Below are 20,556 nucleotides of genomic sequence, written 5' to 3'. Positions count from 1 at the left end.
GCCCGTCCAACACCTGTTCCGAGGGGATTCACCTCTTTCTGTTGTTAGTCTCCGGAGGTGATACCCCGTGATGTGGAACCCCGCCTGCTGCGCGGGTTCGTCGCCGCCGCCGAGGAACTGCACTTCACCCGCGCCTCCGCCCGGCTGTACGTCGCCCAGCAGGCCCTCAGCCGGGACATCCGGCGCCTCGAACAGACCCTGGGCGCGGGATTGTTCGTACGCACCACCCGGCAGGTGGAACTGACCGCCGACGGGGAGCGGCTGCTGCCCCTGGCCCGGCGGGTGCTGCGCGCCCACGAGGAACTCGCCGCCGCCTTCGCCGGGGACGCCGAACCCCGGCCGCTGCTCGTCGACCTGAACACCGACGGGCCCAGCACGGGACGCACCGTGCTGGAACGGGCCCGGGAACTCGCCCCGGACTGCGAGTTGATGGCCCGCTTCGAGAGCGGGCTCACGCACGCCGCCGCCGAGGTCGCCGCCGGACGCCTGGACGTCTCCTTCGGGTACGCCGACGGACTCGGCCCGGCGCTGCGCGCCCGGCTCGCGCAGCGGCCCGTACGGTACGAGCCGCTCGCCGTGCTGCTGCCCGAGGGGCACGCCCTGGCCGCGCGGGAAGAGGTACCGCTGGACGCGCTGGCGGGGGAGAGCGTGTACGCCGGGGCCGGCAATCCGCGGACCCTGGAGTGGACCGGGCTGGCGCGCGAGCTGTTCGCCGGGCGGGGGATCGCGCTGGCGCCGCCCGCGCCGGTGGCGATGGGCAAGGAGGAGTTCCGCCGGGTGATGGCCAAGACCCGCAACCCGGTGCTGGTGACCGTGGACTTCCTCGACATGCCGGGCTCCGTGAAGCGGCCGCTGACCCGCCCGGTGCCGCTGTCGCCGCTGTCGATGGTGTGGCGCAAGGGCTTCGCGCACCCGGGGCTGGACGCGCTGCGCGCCGCGGCCGACGGGCTGGCCGCCGAACGCGGCTGGCTCGGCGTGCCCCCCGGAAGCTGGATTCCGACCGGGCTCACACACCCCGTCGGCGGCGGGTGAGAGCAAGGTTGCGCAGCGGTCATCCGGTGGTGACCGAGGCCGAAACGCGCCCTTCCTAGGGTCGTCACCACGGACGCGACAGCTGTGGAGGCGTGTGATGACCGGTACCGCACCGCGCAAGGGGGGCCGCTGGATCGAGCAGTGGGACCCCGAGGACGAAACCTTCTGGAAGGAGTCGGGGGAGCGGATCGCCCGGCGCAACCTCCTCTACTCGGTCCTCTCCGAGCACATCGGCTTCTCCATCTGGTCGATGTGGTCCGTGATGGTCCTCTTCATGGGGCCGCAGTACGGGATCGACCCGGCCGGGAAGTTCTTCCTCATCGGGACCGCCACCTTGATCGGGGCGCTGGTGCGGGTGCCCTACACCTTCGCCGTCGCACGGTTCGGCGGCCGGAACTGGACCGTCTTCAGCGCCCTGCTGCTGCTCGCGCCGACCGTGGCCGCCCTCGTGGTCATGGAGCCCGGGACCTCGTACGGCACCTTCCTGCTCGTCGCCGCGCTGACGGGCGTGGGCGGCGGGAACTTCGCCTCCTCGATGACCAACATCAACGCCTTCTTCCCCCTGCGCAAGAAGGGCTGGGCGCTCGGCCTGAACGCGGGCGGCGGCAACATCGGGGTCCCCGTGGTGCAGCTCGTCGCCCTGCTGGTCATCGGGACCGCCGGGGCCGGCCACCCGCGGCTGCTGCTGGCCGCCTACATCCCGCTGATCGTGGTCGCGGCGGTGCTGGCCGCCGTACGGATGGACAACCTGGCGCCCGTACGCAACGACACGGGCGCCGTGCGCGAGGCGCTGCGCGACGCGCACACCTGGATCATGGCCTTCCTGTACATCGGGACCTTCGGCTCCTTCATCGGCTACAGCTTCGCCTTCGGGCTGGTGCTCCAGACACAGTTCGGCCGCACCCCGCTCCAGGCGGCCTCGCTCACCTTCATCGGGCCTCTGCTCGGCTCCCTGATCCGGCCGGTGGGCGGCGCACTGGCGGACCGCTTCGGCGGAGCGCGGATCACGCTCGCCACCTTCGTGGCGATGGCGGCCGCGACCGGCGTCGTCATCCTCGCCTCCATACGGGAATCCCTGCCGGTGTTCCTGACCGGATTCGTGGCGCTGTTCGCGCTGACCGGGCTCGGCAACGGCTCGACGTACAAGATGATCCCCGGGATCTTCCAGGCCAAGGCCCTGGCCCAGGGCATGAGCGGCGAAGGCGCGGCCGCCTACGGGCGCCGGCTGTCCGGGGCCTCCATGGGCCTGATCGGCGCGGTGGGCGCGGTCGGCGGGCTCGGCATCAACCTGGTCTTCCGGGAGGCGTTCATGAGCTCCGGATCGGGGACGTCCGCCTTCGTGACCTTCCTCGGCTTCTACGCGGTGTGCTGCGCGGTCACCTGGGCGGTATACCTTCGCCGGCCCCCCGTCACGGTCGTCCCGGCCGCCGGAACGGCCGCGAAACCGCAGCTCACCTCGGTGTAGCGGGCCTTCGGCGCGGCATCGCTTTACGGCGCCGAAATACGCCGGAACCGAGTCTGACACGCCCGCTTGGCAGGCTCGGTCCCCGCGACGCGAAACCGACCACTGGGCAAGGCAGGTCACCATGTACGAGGACAAGCACATCGGTCCGCTCGCAGGCTTCACCGTCGGTGTCACCGCTGCGCGGCGGGCCGACGAGCTGATCGCCCTGCTGCGCCGCCGCGGAGCCAGCGTGCTGCACGCGCCCGCGCTGCGGATCGTGCCCCTGGCCGACGACAGCGAGCTGCTCGCCGCCACCAAGGAGCTCATCGGCCGCGCGCCGGACGTGGTCGTCGCCACCACCGCCATCGGCTTCCGCGGCTGGATCGAGGCCGCCGACGGGTGGGGGGTCGGCGAGGCGCTGCTGGAGCGGTTGCGGGCCACCGAACTGCTGGCCCGCGGGCCGAAGGTGAAGGGCGCCATCCGGGCCGCCGGGCTGGTGGAGACCTGGTCCCCGCAGTCGGAATCCCTCGCCGAGGTACTGGACCGGCTGCTGACGGCCGGTGTCGCCGGGCGGCGCGTCGCGCTCCAGCTGCACGGGGAGCCGCTGCCGGGATTCGTCGAGGCGCTGCGGGAGGGCGGGGCCGAGGTGGTGGTGGTCCCGGTGTACCGGTGGATGGCGCCGGAGGACCTCGGGCCGCTGGACCGGCTGCTGGACGCGGTGATCGGCGGCGCGGTGGACGCGGTCAGCTTCACCTCGGCGCCGGCGGCGGCCTCGCTGCTCTCGCGGGCCGAGGAGCGGGGCGTACGCGGACCCCTGCTGGATGCGCTGCGCGGCGGGCTGGTGTCGGCGTGCGTGGGGCCGGTCACCGCGCTCCCCTTGCAGGCGCACGGGGTGGACACGGTGCAGCCGGAGCGGTTCCGGCTGGGCCCGCTGGTGCAGCTGCTCTGCCAGGAGCTGCCGGGACGGGCGCGGGTGCTGCCGGTGGCCGGGCACCGGCTGGAGATCCGGGGGCAGGCGGTGGTGGTGGACACGGAACTGCGGCCGGTACCGCCGGCCGGGATGGCCCTGCTGCGGGCGCTGACGCGCCGGCCGGGATGGGTGGTGGGCCGCGCCGAGCTGCTGCGGGCACTGCCGGGGGCGGGGCGGGACGAGCATGCCGTGGAGACGGCGATGGCGCGGCTGAGGGTGGCGCTGGGGGCGCCGAAGCTGATCCAGACCGTGGTCAAGCGGGGGTACCGGCTGTCGCTGGACGCGGCTTCCGACGCGAAGTACGTGGACGCCTGAGGGCTTTCGTTCAGCGAGGTACCCGGTGCACGTTGTGCTCCTGGACATCCGGGAGCAGGCCCGCTGCGGCGGTGAAATCCTTGTCGTCGTGGAGAATGATCAGCCCGTGGTGAGCCGCCGTCACGCAGATGAGCCAGTCGACAACGGACAGGCTCTGGTGGCGGCCGCGCTGGGCCAGGCGGTACTGCGCGGTTTCGATCCACTGCCAGGCGTTCTTGGGAACGGCCACCTCCGGATAGAGGTCGGCAAGCATGTCCGTCATCGCTTCGTACTCGTCGAGACTCCGCGCGGACCTGCGGAACTCCGTGCGCTGGGGGCGACAGGAGCCGACGTTGCCCTCGTCGACTTCGTGTGCCCACGCTTCGTTGAGGGGGCGGTCGCGCTGCAGGCGCCAGACGGCAGTCGAGTCGATCAGGTAGCGGAGCACGTCAGGCGACGCCCTTCTCCGCGGCGTGCTGACGCCAGAAGCTCTCGTCGTCCCAGGCCTGGGCCGCCTGGAAGTGGCGGAGCCGGGCCTCGGTGCGGCGGCGGCGCTCGACGTATTCGCGCAGGGCGAGATTCACCGTCTCTTTCTTCGTCCGGGCGCCCGACAGCTGCATGGCCTCGGCAAGGGCCTCGTCATCAAGATCGATCTGAGTGGCTGACATATGCCCCTCCCGGGGAGTAACCATCGGCTCCATATAAAGGTAGCGGATGCTGCATACATGCGGGGCGCGGTTGGACGGTGCCGACGGGGTTCCGGTAGACGCCCCACACGGGCACTCTTGCAGGGGCACACCCCCAGAGGCGCTGGGGGAGGCACACTCACCGGGTGACCCTCCGAGGCGGTGACAGGGCGCATGGTTGCGGACAGGCGAAAGTGCGGGCTGCGGTTCGACGCCGGGCGGGTCTGCCTGGACCTGATGGCCACCTTCACGCCCCGCGAGGGGATCCCGGACGGCGACGGACTGCGGCTGTGGCTCGCCGGGACCGGGCTGGTGCCCGACCGGACGCCGCTCGCCCGGGTGGACCCGGACTGGGTCGCGGCCTTCCAGGCGCTGCGCGGCGATGTGGAGACCCTCGTACGGGCGGAACTCGCCGGGAGCGAACCGGCCGAGGACGCGCTGGCCCGGGTCAACGCGCTGGCCGCCGGACCACCCCCCGGTTTGTGTGCCGTGAGGGACCACGACGGGCACCTCGTACGGGAGTTGCGCGGCGGCGTCGAATGCCCGGCGCTGCTCGCGGCCGTCGCCCGGGACGCGGTGGAGCTGCTGACCGACCCCGGAGAGCGGGCGCTGCTGCGGGCGTGTGAGGGCGACGGCTGCGCCCGGGTCTACCTGGACACCTCGCGCGGACACCGCCGGCGCTGGTGCTCCAGCGAGCTGTGCGGCAACCGCGAGCGCGTCGCCCGTCACCGCCGCCGGGCACTGGCGGCCGGATCCGCGTAGGCCGCGTACCGCAGGGTGCGCCGCCCGGCGCAGCGCTCCCCGTACCGCCCTGTGAGACCGGTTCCGGAACGGGCGTGCGGACAGGGTCCCGATTCGCGTACGGTTGACGGTCGCCCATGCACGTCAGAAGGGGGCCTTGGTGGCCGCGCAGAATGCCGCTGTCGACAGCACGGCGGATTCCGTCCGCGATCGGGAGATCGCGGTCGAGCAGACGCATCTCGACCGGGTGTACCGACGCCTTGAGGAGAAGATCCACGAGGCCGAGTTCCTCATGAACGACGCGGCCAAGCGGGGCCAGGTGGGGACGCCCGGCGCCCTCGCCGAGCGCGACGCGCAGGTCTTCCGGGCGGGCATCCACCTGAACCGGCTCCACAGCGAGTTCGAGGACTTCCTCTTCGGCCGCATCGACCTGGTGCGGGGGAAGGACGGTGAGCGCGGCGCGGACGGCGCGTTCACCTCGGTCGAGCCCGCCGACGACGCGATCCGCGACGACCTCACGGCCGACATCGCCGAGACGCTGCACATCGGCCGCATGGGAGTCCTCGACTCCGACTACGCGCCGCTGGTCATCGACTGGCGCGCGCCGGCCGCCGCGCCGTTCTACCGCTCGACGCCCAAGGAGCCCGGTCGCGTCGTGCGCCGCCGCGTCATCCGCTCCAAGGGCCGCAAGGTGCTGGGCGTGGAAGACGACCTGATGCGCCCCGAGGTCACGGCCTTCCTCGGCGGCGAGGAACTGCCCGCCATCGGCGACGGCGCCCTGATGGCCGCGCTCGGGCGGGCCCGTACGCACTCCATGCGGGACATCGTCTCCTCCATCCAGGCCGAGCAGGACCTCGTCATCCGGGCCCCCGCCGCGTCCGTCGCCGAAGTCGCCGGCGGCCCCGGCACCGGCAAGACCGCCGTCGCCCTGCACCGCGCCGCCTACCTGCTCTACCAGGACCGGCGCCGCTACGCCGGGGGCATCCTGATCGTCTCCCCGACCCCGCTGCTCGTCGCGTACACCGAAGGCGTGCTGCCCTCCCTGGGCGAGGAGGGCCAGGTCGCCATCCGGGCGCTCGGCTCGCTCGTCGACGGCGCCGAGGCGACGACCTACGACGATCCGGCCGTGGCCCGCGTCAAGGGCTCCTCGCGGATGCCGAAGGTGCTGCGCAAGGCCGTACGCGGCGCCCTGGAGCTCGGCAACGCCCCGGACCGGCTGCGCGTGGTGGCCTTCGGGCGCCGCCAGGAGCTGGAGGCCGACGAGCTGAACCGCATCCGGCAGAACGTGCTCAGCGGCACCGCCCCCGTGAACCTGCTGCGCCCGCGCGCCCGCAAGCTGCTCCTCGACGCGCTGTACGCGAAGTCCGGCGGGTCCGGCCGGCACAGCGACCCGCAGCTCGCCGCCGAGCTGCGCTCCGCCTTCGACGAGGACGTCTCCACCGAGGACGCCTTCATCGGCTTCCTGAACGCCTGGTGGCCCGAGCTGACCCCGCGCGGGGTGCTCGCCGCGATGGCCGACGAGCGGCGCCTGTCCCGCTGGTCGCGCCGGGACCTCAACCAGCGCGAGACCCGCCAGCTGGCCCGCTCGCTGCGCCGGGTGGGCCCGGACGGCAAGGGGCCGCTGTCGGTGCACGACGTGGCGCTGCTGGACGAGCTCCAGCAGCTGCTGGGCGCCCCCGCCCGGCCCCGGCGCAAGCGGGAGCTGGACCCGCTCGACCAGCTCAGCGGGCTGGAGGAGCTGATGCCGACCCGCGAGGAGACCCAGTGGGAGCGGGCCGAGCGGCTGGCGGCGGAACGCACCGAGTACGCGCACGTCATCGTGGACGAGGCGCAGGACCTGACGCCGATGCAGTGGCGGATGGTGGGCCGCCGGGGCCGCCACGGCACCTGGACGGTGGTCGGGGACCCGGCGCAGTCCTCCTGGACCGACCCGGAGGAGGCCGCCGCGGCCCGCGACGAGGCCCTGGGCAGCCGACCGCGCCGGCGGTTCACCCTCACCGTGAACTACCGCAACCCGGCGGAGGTCGCCGAGGTCGCGTCCCGGGTGCTGCGCCGGGCCATGCCGGGCATGGAGCCGCCGTCGGCGGTGCGCTCCACGGGTCTGGAGCCCCGTTTCACGGCCGCGGCGGGCGATCTGGGCACGGCGGTCCGGGAGGAGACGCGGCGGCTGCTGGAGCAGGTGGACGGCACCGTCGGCGTGGTGGTGGCCATGGACCGGCGCGCGGAGGCCGCGGGATGGCTGGCCGACCTGGGGGAGCGGGCGGTGGCGCTGGGCAGCCTGGAGGCCAAGGGGCTGGAGTACGACGCCACCGTGGTCGTCTCCCCGGCGGAGATCGCCAGGGGCATCTCCCACGACGGAGTCGTACGGGACGAGTCCCCGGCGGGCCTGCGGGTGCTGTACGTGGCGCTGACGCGGGCGACGCAGCAGCTCACCGTGGTCTCCACGGACCGGGACGAGCCGGACGCGGACGGGGTGCCGGGCCTGCTGCGGGTGTAGGGCGGGGCGGCGTAGGGCCGTATGGTCCGCGGCCAGGCGCGTGGTGAGCGGAACCGGCCGCCGGGAGGGGGCTCACTTCCGGCGATCCTTTGTTAGCCTGGTGAAGGCACCGACTCGATCCAAGCCCCCGGGCCCAACCTTCGTCGCCTAGAGCGACCACTTGCCGCGAGGCGAGCATGGCGGGTCGGTGTCATAGACAGCAGCGTTACCAGGTGTCGCCAGGTCCGCGCCCTCCACCAGTGGAGGGCGCGGACCTGTTTCGTATCAACCCACCATTCCGTCGATCACTGGAATCTCGTATGGTGGAAGAGTCTTTCCGAAATTTGTAGCTGGTTACCTTGTACCGGCTGGTAGGTGGGACGATCGGACAACAGGTCCTGCCGCGGCAGCCGTGTGCGGGTTCTGTGTGTACAGCGAAAACCAGGGACAGAAGAGGAACACGGCCATGGCAACGGCGCCCAGCGTCTCGTATTCGATGACGGTCCGTCTGGAAGTGCCCGCGAGCGGAACCGCGGTCTCCCAGCTCACCACCGCCGTGGAGTCCTCCGGCGGTTCGGTCACCGGCCTCGATGTGACCGCCTCGGGCCACGAGAAGCTCCGGATCGACGTCACCATCGCCGCGACCTCCACCGCGCACGCGGACGAGATCGTCGAGAAGCTGCGGGGGATCGAGGGCGTCAGCCTGGGCAAGGTCTCCGACCGCACCTTCCTGATGCACCTCGGCGGCAAGATCGAGATGGCGTCCAAGCACCCCATCCGCAACCGCGACGACCTCTCGATGATCTACACCCCGGGCGTGGCCCGCGTGTGCATGGCGATCGCCGAGAATCCCGAGGACGCGCGTCGCCTCACCATCAAGCGCAACTCCGTCGCAGTCGTGACGGACGGCTCGGCCGTGCTGGGCCTGGGCAACATCGGCCCGATGGCCGCGCTGCCCGTCATGGAGGGCAAGGCGGCCCTCTTCAAGCGCTTCGCGGGCATCGACGCGTGGCCCATCTGCCTGGACACCCAGGACTCCGACGAGATCGTCGCGATCGTCAAGGCCATCGCCCCCGGCTTCGCCGGAATCAACCTGGAGGACATCTCCGCGCCGCGCTGCTTCGAGATCGAGGCCCGGCTGCGCGAGGCCCTCGACATCCCCGTCTTCCACGACGACCAGCACGGCACCGCGATCGTCGTGCTCGCGGCGCTCACCAACGCACTGCGCGTGGTGGGCAAGGCGGTCGGCGACGTCAAGGTCGTCATGTCGGGCGCCGGCGCGGCCGGTACGGCCATCCTCAAGCTGCTGCTCGCGGCGGGTGTCAAGAACGCCGTCAGCGCGGACATCCACGGTGTCGTGCACGCGGACCGCCCCGACCTCGTCGACGCGGACGAGGATTCCCCGCTGCGCTGGATCGCCGACAACACCAACCCCGAGGGCTACACGGGCACCCTGAAGGAGGCCGTGGTCGGCGCCGACGTCTTCATCGGCGTCTCGGCCCCGAACGTGCTCTCCGGCGAGGACGTGGCCGCCATGGCGGAAGGCGCGATCGTGTTCGCGCTAGCGAACCCGGACCCCGAGGTCGACCCCGCGATCGCACGCCAGACCGCCGCCGTCGTCGCCACCGGCCGTTCCGACTTCCCGAACCAGATCAACAACGTGCTGGTCTTCCCGGGCGTCTTCCGCGGCCTGCTGGACGCCCAGTCCCGCACGGTGAACACCGAGATGATGCTGGCCGCGGCGAGCGCGCTGGCCGACGTGGTCGGCGAGGACGAGCTGAACGCGAACTACATCATCCCGTCCGTGTTCAACGACAAGGTCGCGGGCGCGGTCGCGGGTGCGGTCCGCAAGGCCGCCTCCGCCGCTGTGACGGCCCCCACGTCCCGCTGATCCCGGCGCGTCGCGGGATGCGGGCCCGGCAGGGCGCCTCTAGGGTTGCGGGGATGCGCCCGCGAGGTCCGCGGTCCAGAGCATCCGGGCGGGCGACGGGTGCGGACGGAGCGTCACCGCGGCGTGACTGTGGCGCTTTTCGTGTGACCCCCGCGGGTGCCGGATTGGCTTTCCCGCCGCTGGTGGGGGCAGGATGCGTAACCGGGCGAGAGGGTCTGACGTTCAGACCCGGGTCCGGGGACTGTCCGAGGGCCCTGGCAGCATCGGCTTCGATCTCACGCCTCTAAGGCAAGTTGAACACGGGAGTACAACATGAACCGCAGTGAGCTGGTGGCCGCTCTGTCCGAGCGCGCCGAGGTGACCCGCAAGGACGCCGACGCCGTTCTGGCCGCGCTCGCCGAGACCGTCGGCGAGATTGTCGCCAAGGGCGACGAGAAGGTCACCATCCCCGGCTTCCTGACCTTCGAGCGCACCCACCGTGCCGCTCGCACCGCGCGCAACCCGCAGACCGGCGACCCCATCCAGATCCCGGCCGGCTACAGCGTGAAGGTCTCCGCGGGCTCCAAGCTCAAGGAAGCCGCCAAGGGCAAGTAGTCAGCCCCGGCGCCGAAGGCAGCACAGGCCTTTGGAACGGCAGTAGTACGTAGAACGGCGAAGGGCGGCCACCCCCAGGCGGGGTGGCCGCCCTTCCGCCTGTTCCGGGCGCCCCAGGCCCCTCGGACAGCCGGGGGCTGCCAGGGGCCGTTGGAGCCCACGGGAAAGCCCCCCTGGCCCGGGAAGGACCAGGGGGGCTTTCCGTAAGGCCGTACGTGGCGTACGTGGCGTACTTGGGGGTCGTTGGGGTACGGCCGACGTGCCGTACCCCAACGTGCCGTACCGCCGTGCTTCCGGACGGAACGTCAGACGAGGTCGCCGTTGGGGAGCTCGACCTTCGCGCCCAGCTCCACGAGCTTCTCCATGAAGTTCTCGTAGCCGCGGTTGATCAGGTCGATGCCGTGGACCCGTGAGGTGCCCTCGGCCGCCAGCGCCGCGATCAGGTACGAGAACCCGCCGCGCAGGTCCGGGATGACCAGGTCGGCGCCCTGCAGCTTGGTGGGGCCGGAGACGACCGCCGAATGCAGGAAGTTGCGCTGGCCGAAGCGGCAGGCCGAGCCGCCCAGGCACTCCCGGTACAGCTGAATGTGTGCGCCCATCTGGTTGAGCGCCGAGGTGAATCCGAGGCGGGACTCGTAGACCGTCTCGTGGACGATCGAGAGGCCCGAGGCCTGCGTCAGGGCCACGACGAGCGGCTGCTGCCAGTCGGTCTGGAAACCGGGGTGCACGTCCGTCTCCAGCGCGATGGCCTTCAGCGGGCCGCCCGGGTGCCAGAAGCGGATGCCGTTGTCGTCGATCTCGAAGGCGCCGCCGACCCGGCGGAAGGTGTTCAGGAAGGTCATCATCGAGCGCTGCTGGGCGCCGCGCACGTAGATGTTGCCGCCGGTCGCCAGGGCCGCGGAAGCCCAGGAGGCGGCCTCCAGGCGGTCCGGGAGCGCCTTGTGGTTGTAGCCGCCCAGACGGTCCACACCGGTGATCCGGATGGTCCGGTCGGTGTCGACGGAGATGATCGCGCCCATCTTCTGCAGGACGCAGATGAGGTCCTCGATCTCCGGCTCCACCGCGGCGTTGCTGAGCTCGGTGACGCCCTCGGCCAGAACGGCCGTCAGCAGCACCTGCTCGGTCGAGCCGACGGAGGGGTAGGGAAGGCGGATCTTGCAGCCGCGCAGGCGCTGCGGGGCTTCCAGGTACTGGCCGCCCTCCCGCTTCTCGATGGTCGCGCCGAACTGGCGGAGCACGTCGAAGTGGAAGTCGATCGGCCGGCCGCCGATGTCGCAACCGCCGAGCCCCGGGATGAAGGCGTGGCCGAGGCGGTGCAGGAGGGGGCCGCAGAAGAGGATCGGGATGCGCGAAGAGCCCGCGTGCGCGTCGATGTCGGCGACGTTCGCGCTCTCGACGTAGGTCGGGTCGAGCACCAGCTCGCCCGGCTCCTCGCCGGGGCGGACCGTTACGCCGTGCAGCTGGAGCAACCCGCGTACGACCCGCACGTCACGGATGTCGGGAACATTGCGCAGCCGGCTGGGTTCGCTTCCGAGCAGAGCGGCGACCATGGCCTTGGGCACGAGGTTCTTCGCACCGCGGACACGGATCTCGCCCTCGAGCGGGGTACCGCCATGGACAAGCAGTACGTCGTCACTGTCTGTGCCGGTCATGAATCTCGCGTTCCGGAGAGGGGTGGGCAGGGGACCAGTGAAAAGGGTAAGGGCCACTAGCCCCTTGTTCGCATGGCTGACGCGGCCGTAGGACTGTCATTAATTCGCCCGGCACAGTGCGTGCCCGCCTCATGGCGGAGTGTTGCCTTCCGCTCGCGTCGCCGGTAGGCGCTCCTTCCCGCGGCCGTGCGCCCTGAGCTGCGTACGATCCGATCCGGCCACCTGCTCCCCTTGAGAGGCGAATGTGCGAGATCATGGCGGCATGACCGAGGTGTCCTCCCTCACAGGGCGGTTGCTCGTGGCCACCCCCGCCCTCGCGGACCCGAACTTCGACCGTGCGGTCGTGCTGCTGCTCGACCACGACGAGCAGGGCTCGCTCGGCGTGGTCCTCAACCGGCCGACACCGGTGGGCGTCGGCGACGTCCTGCTGCCCTGGGCGCCCCTGGCCGGCGACCCGGGCGTGGTCTTCCAAGGCGGACCCGTCGGGCTCGACTCGGCCCTGGGGATCGCCGTCATCCCGGGCGAGGAAGGCCCGCTCGGCTGGCGCCGGGTGCACGGGGCGATCGGGCTGGTCGACCTGGAGACGCCGCCGGAGCTGCTGGCCGCGGCCCTGGGATCGCTGCGGATCTTCGCCGGTTACTCCGGATGGGGGCCGGGCCAGCTGGAGATCGAGCTGGGCGACGGCGCCTGGTACGTCGTGGAGTCGGAGCCCGGCGACGTGTCCTTCCCGGATCCGCAGCGGCTGTGGCGGGCGGTGCTGCGCCGCCAGCGCAGCGAGCTGGCGATGGTCGCCACCTATCCGGACGACCCGTCGCTGAACTGACGCGCGCGGTGTTCAGTACCCTGGGTGGCATGAGCACTCTTGAGCCCGAGCGCGGGACTGGCACGGGGACCCTCGTAGAGCCGACGCCGCAGGTGTCGCACGGTGACGGCGACCACGAGCGCTTCGCCCACTACGTCCAGAAGGACAAGATCATGGCGAGCGCCCTCGACGGGACTCCCGTCGTCGCGCTCTGCGGCAAGGTCTGGGTACCGGGCCGGGACCCGAAGAAGTACCCGGTCTGCCCCATGTGCAAGGAGATCTACGAGTCCATGGGCCCCGGCGGGGACAAGGACAAGGGCAAGGGCGGCAAGGACACCTAGTCCGCCCCACCCCCCTGAGCATTCCGCCTCTCTTCCGCTTGGGCGGGACCAAGGCCCCCGGGTGCGCTGGTGCGTGCCCCGGGGGCCTTTTGCCTGTCCGGGGGGGCGCGTTAGGGTCGGCCGCGCAAGCGCTCTGTGGAACGAGAGTTGCGCTGTGCGCAACGGATGGCCGTGAAGGGCTGACGCATGGACCCGATCCCCGCATCCCTGGACCTGATCCCCGCACCCCGGTTCGCCGTTCCGCACGAGGACGGGCACCGCTACGCCTTCGGACCCGCGCCGGCCCTCGCCGCCGGGCCGGGGACCGAGGCCGCCGCGCGCTGGCTGCGGCGGGAGTTGGGGGCCGCCACCGGGTACGGACTCGCGGAGCCCGCTTCCGGCGTCCGGGGCGACGTACGGCTGTCCGTGGACGGGCGGCTGGCCGCCGAGGAGTACCGGCTGGAGATCGACGCCGACGGGGTGGAGCTGGCGGGCGGCTCCGGTGCGGGGGTCTTCTGGGGCGCGCAGACGCTGCGTCAGTTGCTCGGACCGGACGCGTACCGCAAGGCCCCGCTGCCCGGCCGCACTTGGACCCTGCCGCACGCCCGGATCGCCGACGGCCCGCGGTTCGGGTGGCGCGGGATGATGCTCGACGTCGCCCGGCACTTCATGCCCAAGGACGGGGTGCTGCGGTACATCGACCTGATCGCCGCCCACAAGCTCAATGTGCTGCACCTGCACCTGACGGACGACCAGGGATGGCGGATCGAGATCAAGCGCCACCCGCGGCTCACCGAGGTGGGCGCCTGGCGGGCGCGCAGCCGGTGGGGACACCGGGCCTCGCCGCTGTGGAACGAGACCCCGCACGGCGGCTACTACACGCAGGACGACATCCGCGAGATCGTCGCGTACGCCGCCGAGCGGTACGTCCGGGTGGTTCCGGAGATCGACCTGCCGGGGCATTCGCAGGCCGCGATCGCCGCGTACCCGGAACTGGGGAACGGCGATGTCGTGGAGACCGCCGCGCTGGAGGTGTGGGACGACTGGGGGATCACCGAGAACGTGCTCGCGCCGACCGAGGCCGTACTGCGGTTCTACGAAGGCGTCTTCGAGGAGCTGCTGGAGCTGTTCCCCGCCGAGGTCTCGCCCTTCGTGCACGTGGGCGGCGACGAGTGCCCGAAGGCGCAGTGGAAGGCCTCCGAGGTGGCGCAGGCGCGGATCCGGGAGCTGGGCGTGGACGGGGAGGAAGGGCTCCAGTCCTGGTTCATCAGGCACTTCGACGGCTGGCTCGCGGAGCGCGGGCGGCGGCTGATCGGGTGGGACGAGATCCTGGAGGGCGGGCCGGCTCCGGGCGCGGCCGTCTGCTCGTGGCGCGGTTACGGGGGCGGCATCGCCGCCGCCGAGGCCGGGCACGACGTGGTGATGTGCCCGGAGCAGCAGGTCTACCTGGACTACCGTCAGGCGGCGGGCGAGGACGAGCCGATGCCCATCGGTTACGTGCGCTCGCTGGAGGACGTGTACCGCTTCGAGCCGGTGCCGCCGGAGCTGTCGCGGGAGGCCGCAACCCACGTGCTGGGCGCGCAGGCCAATGTGTGGACCGAGGTGATGGAGGATCAGAACCGGGTCGACTACCAGGTGTTCCCGCGGCTGGCGGCCTTCGCGGAGGTGGTGTGGTCACGGCTGCCGGAGCCGGGGCGGCGGGAGTACGCGGACTTCGAGGCGCGGATGACGGCGCACTACGCCCGGCTGGACGCTCTCGGGGTCGGTTACCGGCCGCCCGGTGGCCCGTTGCCGTGGCAGCGCAGGCCGGGAGTGCTCGGACGCCCGATCGACGGCGAGCCCCCGATCGTGTGAGGGGATGGGGAGGCCGACGGCGGGGAGGCCGACGGCGGGGAGGGGGCAGGAACCGGAACTCTTCCTCAATTTCCGTTTATACGGGGAAAAACGGGCGAACGGCCGAGGTTCGTGGAGCCGGGCGAAGGAGGGGGCGGACGAGGGGGCGGACGAGGGCGTGGAGAAGAGCGCGCGGAAGGGCGCGGAGGAGAGGGGCGCCCGGTGGACCCTCGCGCCCGGGCGGTACGGAAGATGTGCCAGAGTTGCCACGTCCCGGCGGTGAGCACGTACCGTACGGCGGACAGGCGTGAGCGCCGGGACCGGGACATCGGGAAGGGGCAGCTGGGTTGACCACGCACGCACCGCACGCACTGCATTCAGCGCAGGGGCCGCAGGCGGCGCAGTCCGTGACGCTGCCGGCCTCGCTCGACGAGGCCGTGGCGGCACTCACGGCCATGCCCGCCGCCGTTCCCGTCGCCGGTGGCACCGACCTCATGGCCGCAGTCAACGCCGGGCTGCTGCGTCCGGCCGCGCTGGTGGGCCTGGGCCGGATCAACGAGATCCGCGGCTGGCAGTACCAGGACGGCCACGCCCTGCTCGGGGCGGGCCTCACGCACGCGCGGATGGGGCGGCCGGATTTCGCCGCTCTGATCCCCGCGCTGGCCGCTGCCGCGCGAGCCTCCGGACCCCCGCAGATCCGCAACGCCGGCACCCTCGGCGGCAACATCGCCACCGCCGCGCCGACCGGTGACGCACTGCCCGTGCTGGCCGCGCTGGAGGCCGCCCTCATCATCGTCGGCCCGGGCGGATCGGGCCGCGAGATCCCGGTGTCGCACCTGCTGGCCGGCCGGGAGATGCTGCGGCCCGGCGAGCTGATCGGCTTCGTGCGCGTGCCGCTGCTGCACGCACCGCAGGTGTTCCTGAAGGCCACGGGTCGTACGGGGCCGGGGCGTGCTGTGGCGTCCGTGGGGCTCGTACTGGATCCCGCGCGCCGGGGCGTGCGCTGTGCGATCGGCGCGGTCGCGCCGATGCCGCTGCGGCCGCTGGAGGCCGAGGAGTGGGTCGCCTCGTTGATCGACTGGGACGGGAAGCGGAGCCTGGCCCCCGAGGCGCTGGAGGCCTTCGGCGATTACGTCGCGGCCGCCTGCGTACCCGATCAGGGAGAACCGGTGGCTCCCGGTGTACTGCATCTGCGGCGGACGGTGGCCGTGCTGGCACGGAGGGCCCTGGGGAGGGCGCTGACCTCATGAGTGAGAACGAGAACGAGAACGGGAACGTGGGCGGATCGAACGGCGGCCCGGGAGACGCGGGCTCCGTGGGTTCCGCGGGTTCCGGCTGGGGATGGGAGCCGGTGCCGCACGGCGGCGAGTACGACTCCGACGCGACGGCCTTCGTGAAACTGCCGCAGGACATGCTGGACGCGCTCGGGACCGGGGAGCCGCTGGCGGCGCCCGGGCACGGCTACGTGCCGCCGCCGATGATCGTGCCGCTCGGCTCCGCCAGTACGGATCCGGCGGCCACGGGTACCTGGACGATCTCCGTGCCGTGGCCGGAGGCGGGCTCGGCCGCCGCGGCGCCGGCCCCGGGCCCGGCCCCCGTGGGCGGGCCGATTCCGGCGTCGATTCCCCTTCCGGCCTCGGTGGCGGCGGCCTTCGCCGATCCGGCCGCGGCAGCCGCTGCGGCACCGGCCGGGACGGACCGGGATCCGGGCGACTCCACGGCGGAATGGCGGTTCCCGGAGGCGGCGCAGGAGCCCGAGGGCTCGGCGACCGGGCAGTGGGCGATGCGGGAATTCCCCGAGCAGCCGAATGACTACCGGCAGAGCGGGCTGACGGCCGACTGGAGCCAGGCCCCGGCGACCCTGCCGGGCGGCGCCGCGGCGCCGTGGGCGAACCACCCCCACTACGAAGGCGCCCAGGAGTACGCGGCGCAGCAGCCCGACCCGGACCTGGCCTCCGGGGTGCTGCCGGGTACGGACGAGGCGGCGGCGGCTTCGGCCGCGGCGGCCGCCGCCGACGCGGCCGCGGGCCGGCTGCTCGGCGGGCCCGGAGCCGAGGCCCTGCGGCGTGGGCCGCGCGTGCTGGGCGGCCCCGGTGTGGGCACACCCCTCGCGGAGGACGAGCCGGTGCATCCGGCTCCGCACGACATCGACGCCGCGCACGGCGCGGCGGCCGCGCCGGTCGCGGGGGAGCGGCCGCATCCGGTGGCCGAGCCCGCGGGGGCGGCGGAGGCCGCCGAAGCCGTGGCGCCGCCGGTGGCGCGGGTGGCGTCCGCCGTCCGTCTGGACCTCTTCGGCAGCGTGCGGGCCGAGGCGGAGCCCGCCGAGCCGCTGGAGCCCGCGGCGCCCTTGGACCGGGACCTGGGCCCGGACCGAGACTTGGGCCTGGACCGCGACCTGGGCCCGGACCGCGACCTGAGCCTGGACGGGGACGTCGACGCGGACCAGGCGCCGGCCGCAGAGCCCGCGGGGGTCCCCGGGCCGGTGCCGCCCGCGAAGTCCCTGCCGGCCGCGGAACCGGCGGAGCCGGGGAGCACCGACGGGCACGGCTTCGCGGTGTCCGGCGATCCCGCGCCGGAGCCCGCCGGCACGGACGGGCACGGCTTCGCCGGGACCGGGCCGGCCCCTGAGGACACCGCGGCCGAGCCCACACCGGGCGCGGACACCGCGGACCGTGCCGTGGTGGTCCCGGATACGGGAACGGCCGGAGGTTTCCCGGCTCAGGAGCCGACGTACGAAGAAGAAGCGGCAGCCGAGGCCGTCGCCCATCACGAACACCCGCTGGCTTCCTACGTCCTGCGCGTCAACGGCGCCGACCGTCCCGTCACCGGCGCCTGGATCGGCGAATCCCTCCTCTACGTGCTGCGCGAGCGCCTCGGCCTCGCCGGCGCCAAGGACGGCTGCTCGCAGGGTGAATGCGGCGCCTGCGCCGTGCAGGTCGACGGCCGGCTCGTCGCCTCCTGCCTCGTACCGGCCGCGACGGCGGCGGGCAGCGAGGTCCGGACCGTCGAGGGCCTCGCCACGGACGGGGAACTCTCGGACGTGCAGCAGGCGTTGTGCAGGTCGGGCGCGGTGCAGTGCGGGTTCTGCGTACCGGGCATGGCCATGACCATCCACGACCTGCTGGAGGGCAACCACGCCCCCAGCGAGCTGGAGACCCGGCAGGCGCTGTGCGGCAACCTCTGCCGCTGTTCCGGCTACGCGGGTGTCATCGACGCCGTCCGCGAGGTCGTGGCGGGACGGGACGCGGCGGCCTCGGCATCCGAGCCCGCGGGCTCACCGGCACCGCCGGAGCCGTCGACACCCTCGACACCCTCGGCATCGTCGTCACTTTCGACACATTCGGCATCGTCGGAGCCGTGGATTCCGCACCAGGCACCGCCCGGCGAGGGCGGCATCCACGGCATGCACCACGGAGGCACGGCGTGAGCGGGCAGGACGCGGCGACGGCGACGACAGCGGTGAACACCGCGATGACGGCCTCGGCGACGCCCCCGGCGGAGGACGCCGCAGAACAGCGGGTACCCCGCGGAATCGGCGCCTCCGTGCCCTCCGCCGACACCCGCGCCAAAACCGAGGGCACCTTCCCCTACGCCGCCGACCTGTGGGCCGAAGGCCTCCTCTGGGCCGCCGTGCTGCGCTCCCCGCACGCCCACGCCCGCATCCTCTCCATCGACACCGCGGCCGCCGCCGCGATGCCCGGCGTCCGCGCCGTCGTCACCCACGCCGACGTCCCCGGCGCCACCACGCACGGCCGCCGCATCGCCGACCGGCCGGTGTTCGCGCACGAGGTCGTACGCCACCACGGCGAGCCCATCGCCGCCGTCGCCGCCGACCACCCGGACACGGCGCGGCTCGCCGCGGCCGCGATCGCGGTGGAGTACGAACTCCTCGACCCGGTCACCGACCCCGAGCAGTCCTTCGGCGCTCCCCCGCTGCACCCCGACGGCAACCTGATCCGGCACATCCCGCTCCGCTACGGCGATCCGGAGGCGACCGGCGAGGTCGTGGTCGAGGGCCTGTACCGGATCGGCCGCCAGGACCCCGCCCCCATCGGCGCCGAGGCCGGCCTGGCCGTGCCGCGGCCCGACGGCGGCGTCGAGCTCTACACCGCCTCCACCGACCCGCACACCGACCGCGACCTGGCGGCGGCCTGCTTCGGGCTGGACCCCGACCGGGTACGGGTCGTCGTCACCGGCGTCCCCGGCGCGACGGCCGACCGCGAGGACGCCGCCTTCCAACTGCCCCTGGGCCTGCTGGCACTGCGTACGGGCTGCCCGGTGAAGCTGGCCGCCACCCGCGAGGAGTCCTTCCTCGGCCACACCCACCGCCACCCGACCCTGCTGCGCTACCGCCACCACGCGGACGCCGAGGGACGGCTGGTCAAGGTCGAGGCACAGGTCCTGATGGACGCGGGCGCGTACGCGGACGCGTCCTCGGAGTCCCTCGCCGCGGCGGTGGCCTTCGCCTGCGGCCCGTACGTCGTCCCGCACGCCTTCGTCGAGGGCTGGGCGGTCCGTACGAACAACCCGCCGTCGGGCCATGTCCGGGGCGAGGGCGCGATGCAGGTGTGCGCCGCGTACGAGGGCCAGATGGACAAGCTCGCGGCGGCGCTCGGCATCGACGGCGCGGAACTGCGGATGCGCAACGTCCTGGCGACGGGCGACCTGCTGCCCACCGGCCAGACGGTGACCTGCCCGGCCCCGGTCGCGGAACTCCTGCGCTCGGTGCGCGACTACCCGCTGCCCTCCCTCCCGAAGGACGCTCCGGAGGACGAGTGGCTGCTGCCGGGAGGCCTGGAGGGCGCGGGCGAGCCGGGTGCCGTGCGGCGCGGGGTCGGGTACGGGGTCGGCATGGTGCACATGCTCGGCGCCGAGGGCACCGACGAAGTCGCCACCGCGACGGTGAAGGTGGTCAACGGCGCGGCCACGGTCATCTGCGCCGCGGTCGACACCGGGCAGGGCTTCGCCACGTTGGCCCGCCAGATCGTCCAGGAGATCCTGGGCGTCGACGACGTGGCGACAGCCCCGGTCGACACCGACCAGCCGCCGGCGGGCCCGTCGGCGCACGGCCGCCACACGTGGGTCTCGGGCGGCGCGGTGGAGCGGGCGGCGAAGATGGTCCGCACGCAACTCCTCCAGCCCATGGCCCACAAGCTGGGCATGTCGACCGAGCTCCTCCAGATCACGGACGGCCGGATCACGTCGTACGACGGAGCGTTCTCGACGACGGTCACGGAGGCGATGGCGGGCAAGGAACTCTGGGCGACGGCCCAGTGCCGACCCCACCCGACGGAACCCCTGGACGCGGACGGCCAGGGCGACGCCTTCGTCGGCCTCGCCTTCTGCGCGATCCGCGCCGTGGTGGACGTGGACGTCGAGCTGGGATCGGTACGCGTGGTCGAACTGGCCGTGGCCCAGGACGTCGGCCGGATCCTCAACCCCCGCCAGCTGGAGGCCCGTATCGAGGCGGGCGTCACCCAGGGCGTCGGCGCGGCCCTGACGGAGAACCTCCGCACGGTCTCCGGCCTGGTCCGCCACCCGGACCTGACGGGCTACGCCCTGCCGACCTCGCTCGACGCCCCGGTCGTGCGCATCGTCAAACTGGTCGAGGAACGGGACGTGGTGGCACCGTTCGGGGCGAAGGCCGCGAGCGCGGTCCCTGTGGTCACGGCCCCGGCGGCGGTGGCCTCGGCGGTACGCGCGGCCACGGGCCGCCCGGTCAACAGGCTCCCGATCCGGCCATCGGCGGCGGTCGCCGCACCCAACTCGTGACGGCGTGACCTGCATTGCACGTGCAACCCCGGGGGCGGGGTGTTGGTGC

The 20,556-nt window shown here is 72.9% G+C and carries 16 protein-coding genes; 13 read left to right on the top strand and 3 right to left on the bottom strand.

What is annotated here, in order from left to right:
* The first annotated feature begins 57 nt into the window (after window positions 1-57).
* From ABZX75_RS22465 to ABZX75_RS22455, 3 genes are all read left to right on the top strand, one after another.
* Complete coding sequence (locus ABZX75_RS22465; RefSeq protein WP_355413199.1) at window positions 58-1,032, top strand: LysR family transcriptional regulator; 975 nt, start codon at window positions 58-60, stop codon at window positions 1,030-1,032.
* A gap of 97 nt (window positions 1,033-1,129) precedes the next feature.
* Window positions 1,130-2,497 carry a nitrate/nitrite transporter gene (locus ABZX75_RS22460; protein ID WP_355413197.1) on the top strand — a complete coding sequence of 456 codons (1,368 nt, stop codon included), beginning with the start codon at window positions 1,130-1,132 and terminating at the stop codon, window positions 2,495-2,497.
* Between the two features lie 121 nt (window positions 2,498-2,618).
* On the top strand, window positions 2,619-3,761 hold the full coding sequence (locus tag ABZX75_RS22455) for a uroporphyrinogen-III synthase (protein ID WP_355413195.1): 1,143 nt from the start codon (window positions 2,619-2,621) through the stop codon (window positions 3,759-3,761).
* 10 nt (window positions 3,762-3,771) lie between these two features.
* Here the strand turns inward: ABZX75_RS22455 and ABZX75_RS22450 are convergent, their stop codons facing one another.
* Together ABZX75_RS22450 and ABZX75_RS22445 are read right to left on the bottom strand one after the other, a co-directional pair.
* On the bottom strand, window positions 3,772-4,188 hold the full coding sequence (locus ABZX75_RS22450) for a PIN domain-containing protein (protein ID WP_355413193.1): 417 nt from the start codon (window positions 4,186-4,188) through the stop codon (window positions 3,772-3,774).
* Window position 4,189: 1 nt separating this feature from the next.
* Window positions 4,190-4,408, bottom strand: coding sequence for a type II toxin-antitoxin system VapB family antitoxin (locus tag ABZX75_RS22445; protein WP_355413191.1), 219 nt, complete (start codon window positions 4,406-4,408; stop codon window positions 4,190-4,192).
* A 192-nt stretch (window positions 4,409-4,600) separates the two neighbouring features.
* On the opposite strand from ABZX75_RS22445, the gene ABZX75_RS22440 reads away from it, so the two are divergent.
* From ABZX75_RS22440 to ABZX75_RS22425, 4 genes are all read left to right on the top strand, one after another.
* Window positions 4,601-5,188 (top strand): ABATE domain-containing protein, encoded by a 588-nt coding sequence (locus ABZX75_RS22440; protein ID WP_355413189.1) that lies wholly within the window; start codon window positions 4,601-4,603, stop codon window positions 5,186-5,188.
* 139 nt (window positions 5,189-5,327) lie between these two features.
* Window positions 5,328-7,664, top strand: coding sequence for a UvrD-helicase domain-containing protein (locus ABZX75_RS22435; RefSeq protein WP_355413187.1), 2,337 nt, complete (start codon window positions 5,328-5,330; stop codon window positions 7,662-7,664).
* A gap of 445 nt (window positions 7,665-8,109) precedes the next feature.
* A complete protein-coding gene (locus ABZX75_RS22430; protein ID WP_355413185.1) occupies window positions 8,110-9,534 on the top strand; it encodes an NAD-dependent malic enzyme in 1,425 nt (474 codons plus the stop codon).
* Window positions 9,535-9,846: 312 nt separating this feature from the next.
* A complete protein-coding gene (locus ABZX75_RS22425; protein ID WP_007264399.1) occupies window positions 9,847-10,128 on the top strand; it encodes an HU family DNA-binding protein in 282 nt (93 codons plus the stop codon).
* Window positions 10,129-10,433: 305 nt separating this feature from the next.
* Here the strand turns inward: ABZX75_RS22425 and murA are convergent, their stop codons facing one another.
* The gene (gene murA, locus ABZX75_RS22420; protein ID WP_355413181.1) at window positions 10,434-11,780 is read right to left on the bottom strand and encodes a UDP-N-acetylglucosamine 1-carboxyvinyltransferase; all 1,347 of its coding nucleotides are present in this window, start codon (window positions 11,778-11,780) and stop codon (window positions 10,434-10,436) included.
* Window positions 11,781-12,042: 262 nt separating this feature from the next.
* Between murA and ABZX75_RS22415 the strand changes: the two genes are divergently transcribed.
* The 6 genes from ABZX75_RS22415 (at window position 12,043) to ABZX75_RS22390 (ending at window position 20,507) form a co-directional block, all read left to right on the top strand.
* Window positions 12,043-12,603, top strand: a complete 561-nt coding sequence (locus tag ABZX75_RS22415) for a YqgE/AlgH family protein (protein ID WP_355413179.1) — start codon at window positions 12,043-12,045, stop codon at window positions 12,601-12,603.
* Between the two features lie 29 nt (window positions 12,604-12,632).
* Window positions 12,633-12,923, top strand: a complete 291-nt coding sequence (locus tag ABZX75_RS22410; protein ID WP_355413177.1) for a DUF3039 domain-containing protein — start codon at window positions 12,633-12,635, stop codon at window positions 12,921-12,923.
* 186 nt (window positions 12,924-13,109) lie between these two features.
* Window positions 13,110-14,756 (top strand): beta-N-acetylhexosaminidase, encoded by a 1,647-nt coding sequence (locus ABZX75_RS22405; RefSeq protein WP_355413175.1) that lies wholly within the window; start codon window positions 13,110-13,112, stop codon window positions 14,754-14,756.
* A 326-nt stretch (window positions 14,757-15,082) separates the two neighbouring features.
* Window positions 15,083-15,985, top strand: a complete 903-nt coding sequence (locus ABZX75_RS22400) for an FAD binding domain-containing protein (protein WP_355413173.1) — start codon at window positions 15,083-15,085, stop codon at window positions 15,983-15,985.
* Window positions 15,982-18,162 carry a (2Fe-2S)-binding protein gene (locus tag ABZX75_RS22395; protein WP_355413171.1) on the top strand — a complete coding sequence of 727 codons (2,181 nt, stop codon included), beginning with the start codon at window positions 15,982-15,984 and terminating at the stop codon, window positions 18,160-18,162. Before ABZX75_RS22400 ends, ABZX75_RS22395 begins: the two co-directional genes overlap by 4 nt.
* 44 nt (window positions 18,163-18,206) lie before the next feature.
* Window positions 18,207-20,507 carry a xanthine dehydrogenase family protein molybdopterin-binding subunit gene (locus ABZX75_RS22390; RefSeq protein WP_355413271.1) on the top strand — a complete coding sequence of 767 codons (2,301 nt, stop codon included), beginning with the start codon at window positions 18,207-18,209 and terminating at the stop codon, window positions 20,505-20,507.
* Window positions 20,508-20,556 lie beyond the last annotated feature (49 nt).

Source organism: Streptomyces sp. NPDC003038 (assembly GCF_040611115.1).
GTDB lineage: Bacteria > Actinomycetota > Actinomycetes > Streptomycetales > Streptomycetaceae > Streptomyces.
Note: the sequence above shows the minus strand (reverse complement) of the source record. Positions and strands in the feature narration are given on the sequence as shown.

Excerpts from the sequence above, each read along its gene's own strand:
- ABZX75_RS22460 (WP_355413197.1), top strand. The coding sequence starts at position 1,130 with ATGACCGGTACCGCACCGCGCAAGGGGGGCCGCTGGATCGAGCAGTGG.
- ABZX75_RS22410 (WP_355413177.1), top strand. The coding sequence starts at position 12,633 with ATGAGCACTCTTGAGCCCGAGCGCGGGACTGGCACGGGGACCCTCGTA.
- ABZX75_RS22390 (WP_355413271.1), top strand. The coding sequence starts at position 18,207 with ATGACGGCCTCGGCGACGCCCCCGGCGGAGGACGCCGCAGAACAGCGG.
- ABZX75_RS22415 (WP_355413179.1), top strand. The coding sequence starts at position 12,043 with ATGACCGAGGTGTCCTCCCTCACAGGGCGGTTGCTCGTGGCCACCCCC.
- ABZX75_RS22395 (WP_355413171.1), top strand. The coding sequence starts at position 15,982 with ATGAGTGAGAACGAGAACGAGAACGGGAACGTGGGCGGATCGAACGGC.
- ABZX75_RS22445 (WP_355413191.1), bottom strand. The coding sequence starts at position 4,408 with ATGTCAGCCACTCAGATCGATCTTGATGACGAGGCCCTTGCCGAGGCC.
- ABZX75_RS22440 (WP_355413189.1), top strand. The coding sequence starts at position 4,601 with ATGGTTGCGGACAGGCGAAAGTGCGGGCTGCGGTTCGACGCCGGGCGG.
- ABZX75_RS22430 (WP_355413185.1), top strand. The coding sequence starts at position 8,110 with ATGGCAACGGCGCCCAGCGTCTCGTATTCGATGACGGTCCGTCTGGAA.
- ABZX75_RS22405 (WP_355413175.1), top strand. The coding sequence starts at position 13,110 with ATGGACCCGATCCCCGCATCCCTGGACCTGATCCCCGCACCCCGGTTC.
- murA (WP_355413181.1), bottom strand. The coding sequence starts at position 11,780 with ATGACCGGCACAGACAGTGACGACGTACTGCTTGTCCATGGCGGTACC.
- ABZX75_RS22455 (WP_355413195.1), top strand. The coding sequence starts at position 2,619 with ATGTACGAGGACAAGCACATCGGTCCGCTCGCAGGCTTCACCGTCGGT.
- ABZX75_RS22425 (WP_007264399.1), top strand. The coding sequence starts at position 9,847 with ATGAACCGCAGTGAGCTGGTGGCCGCTCTGTCCGAGCGCGCCGAGGTG.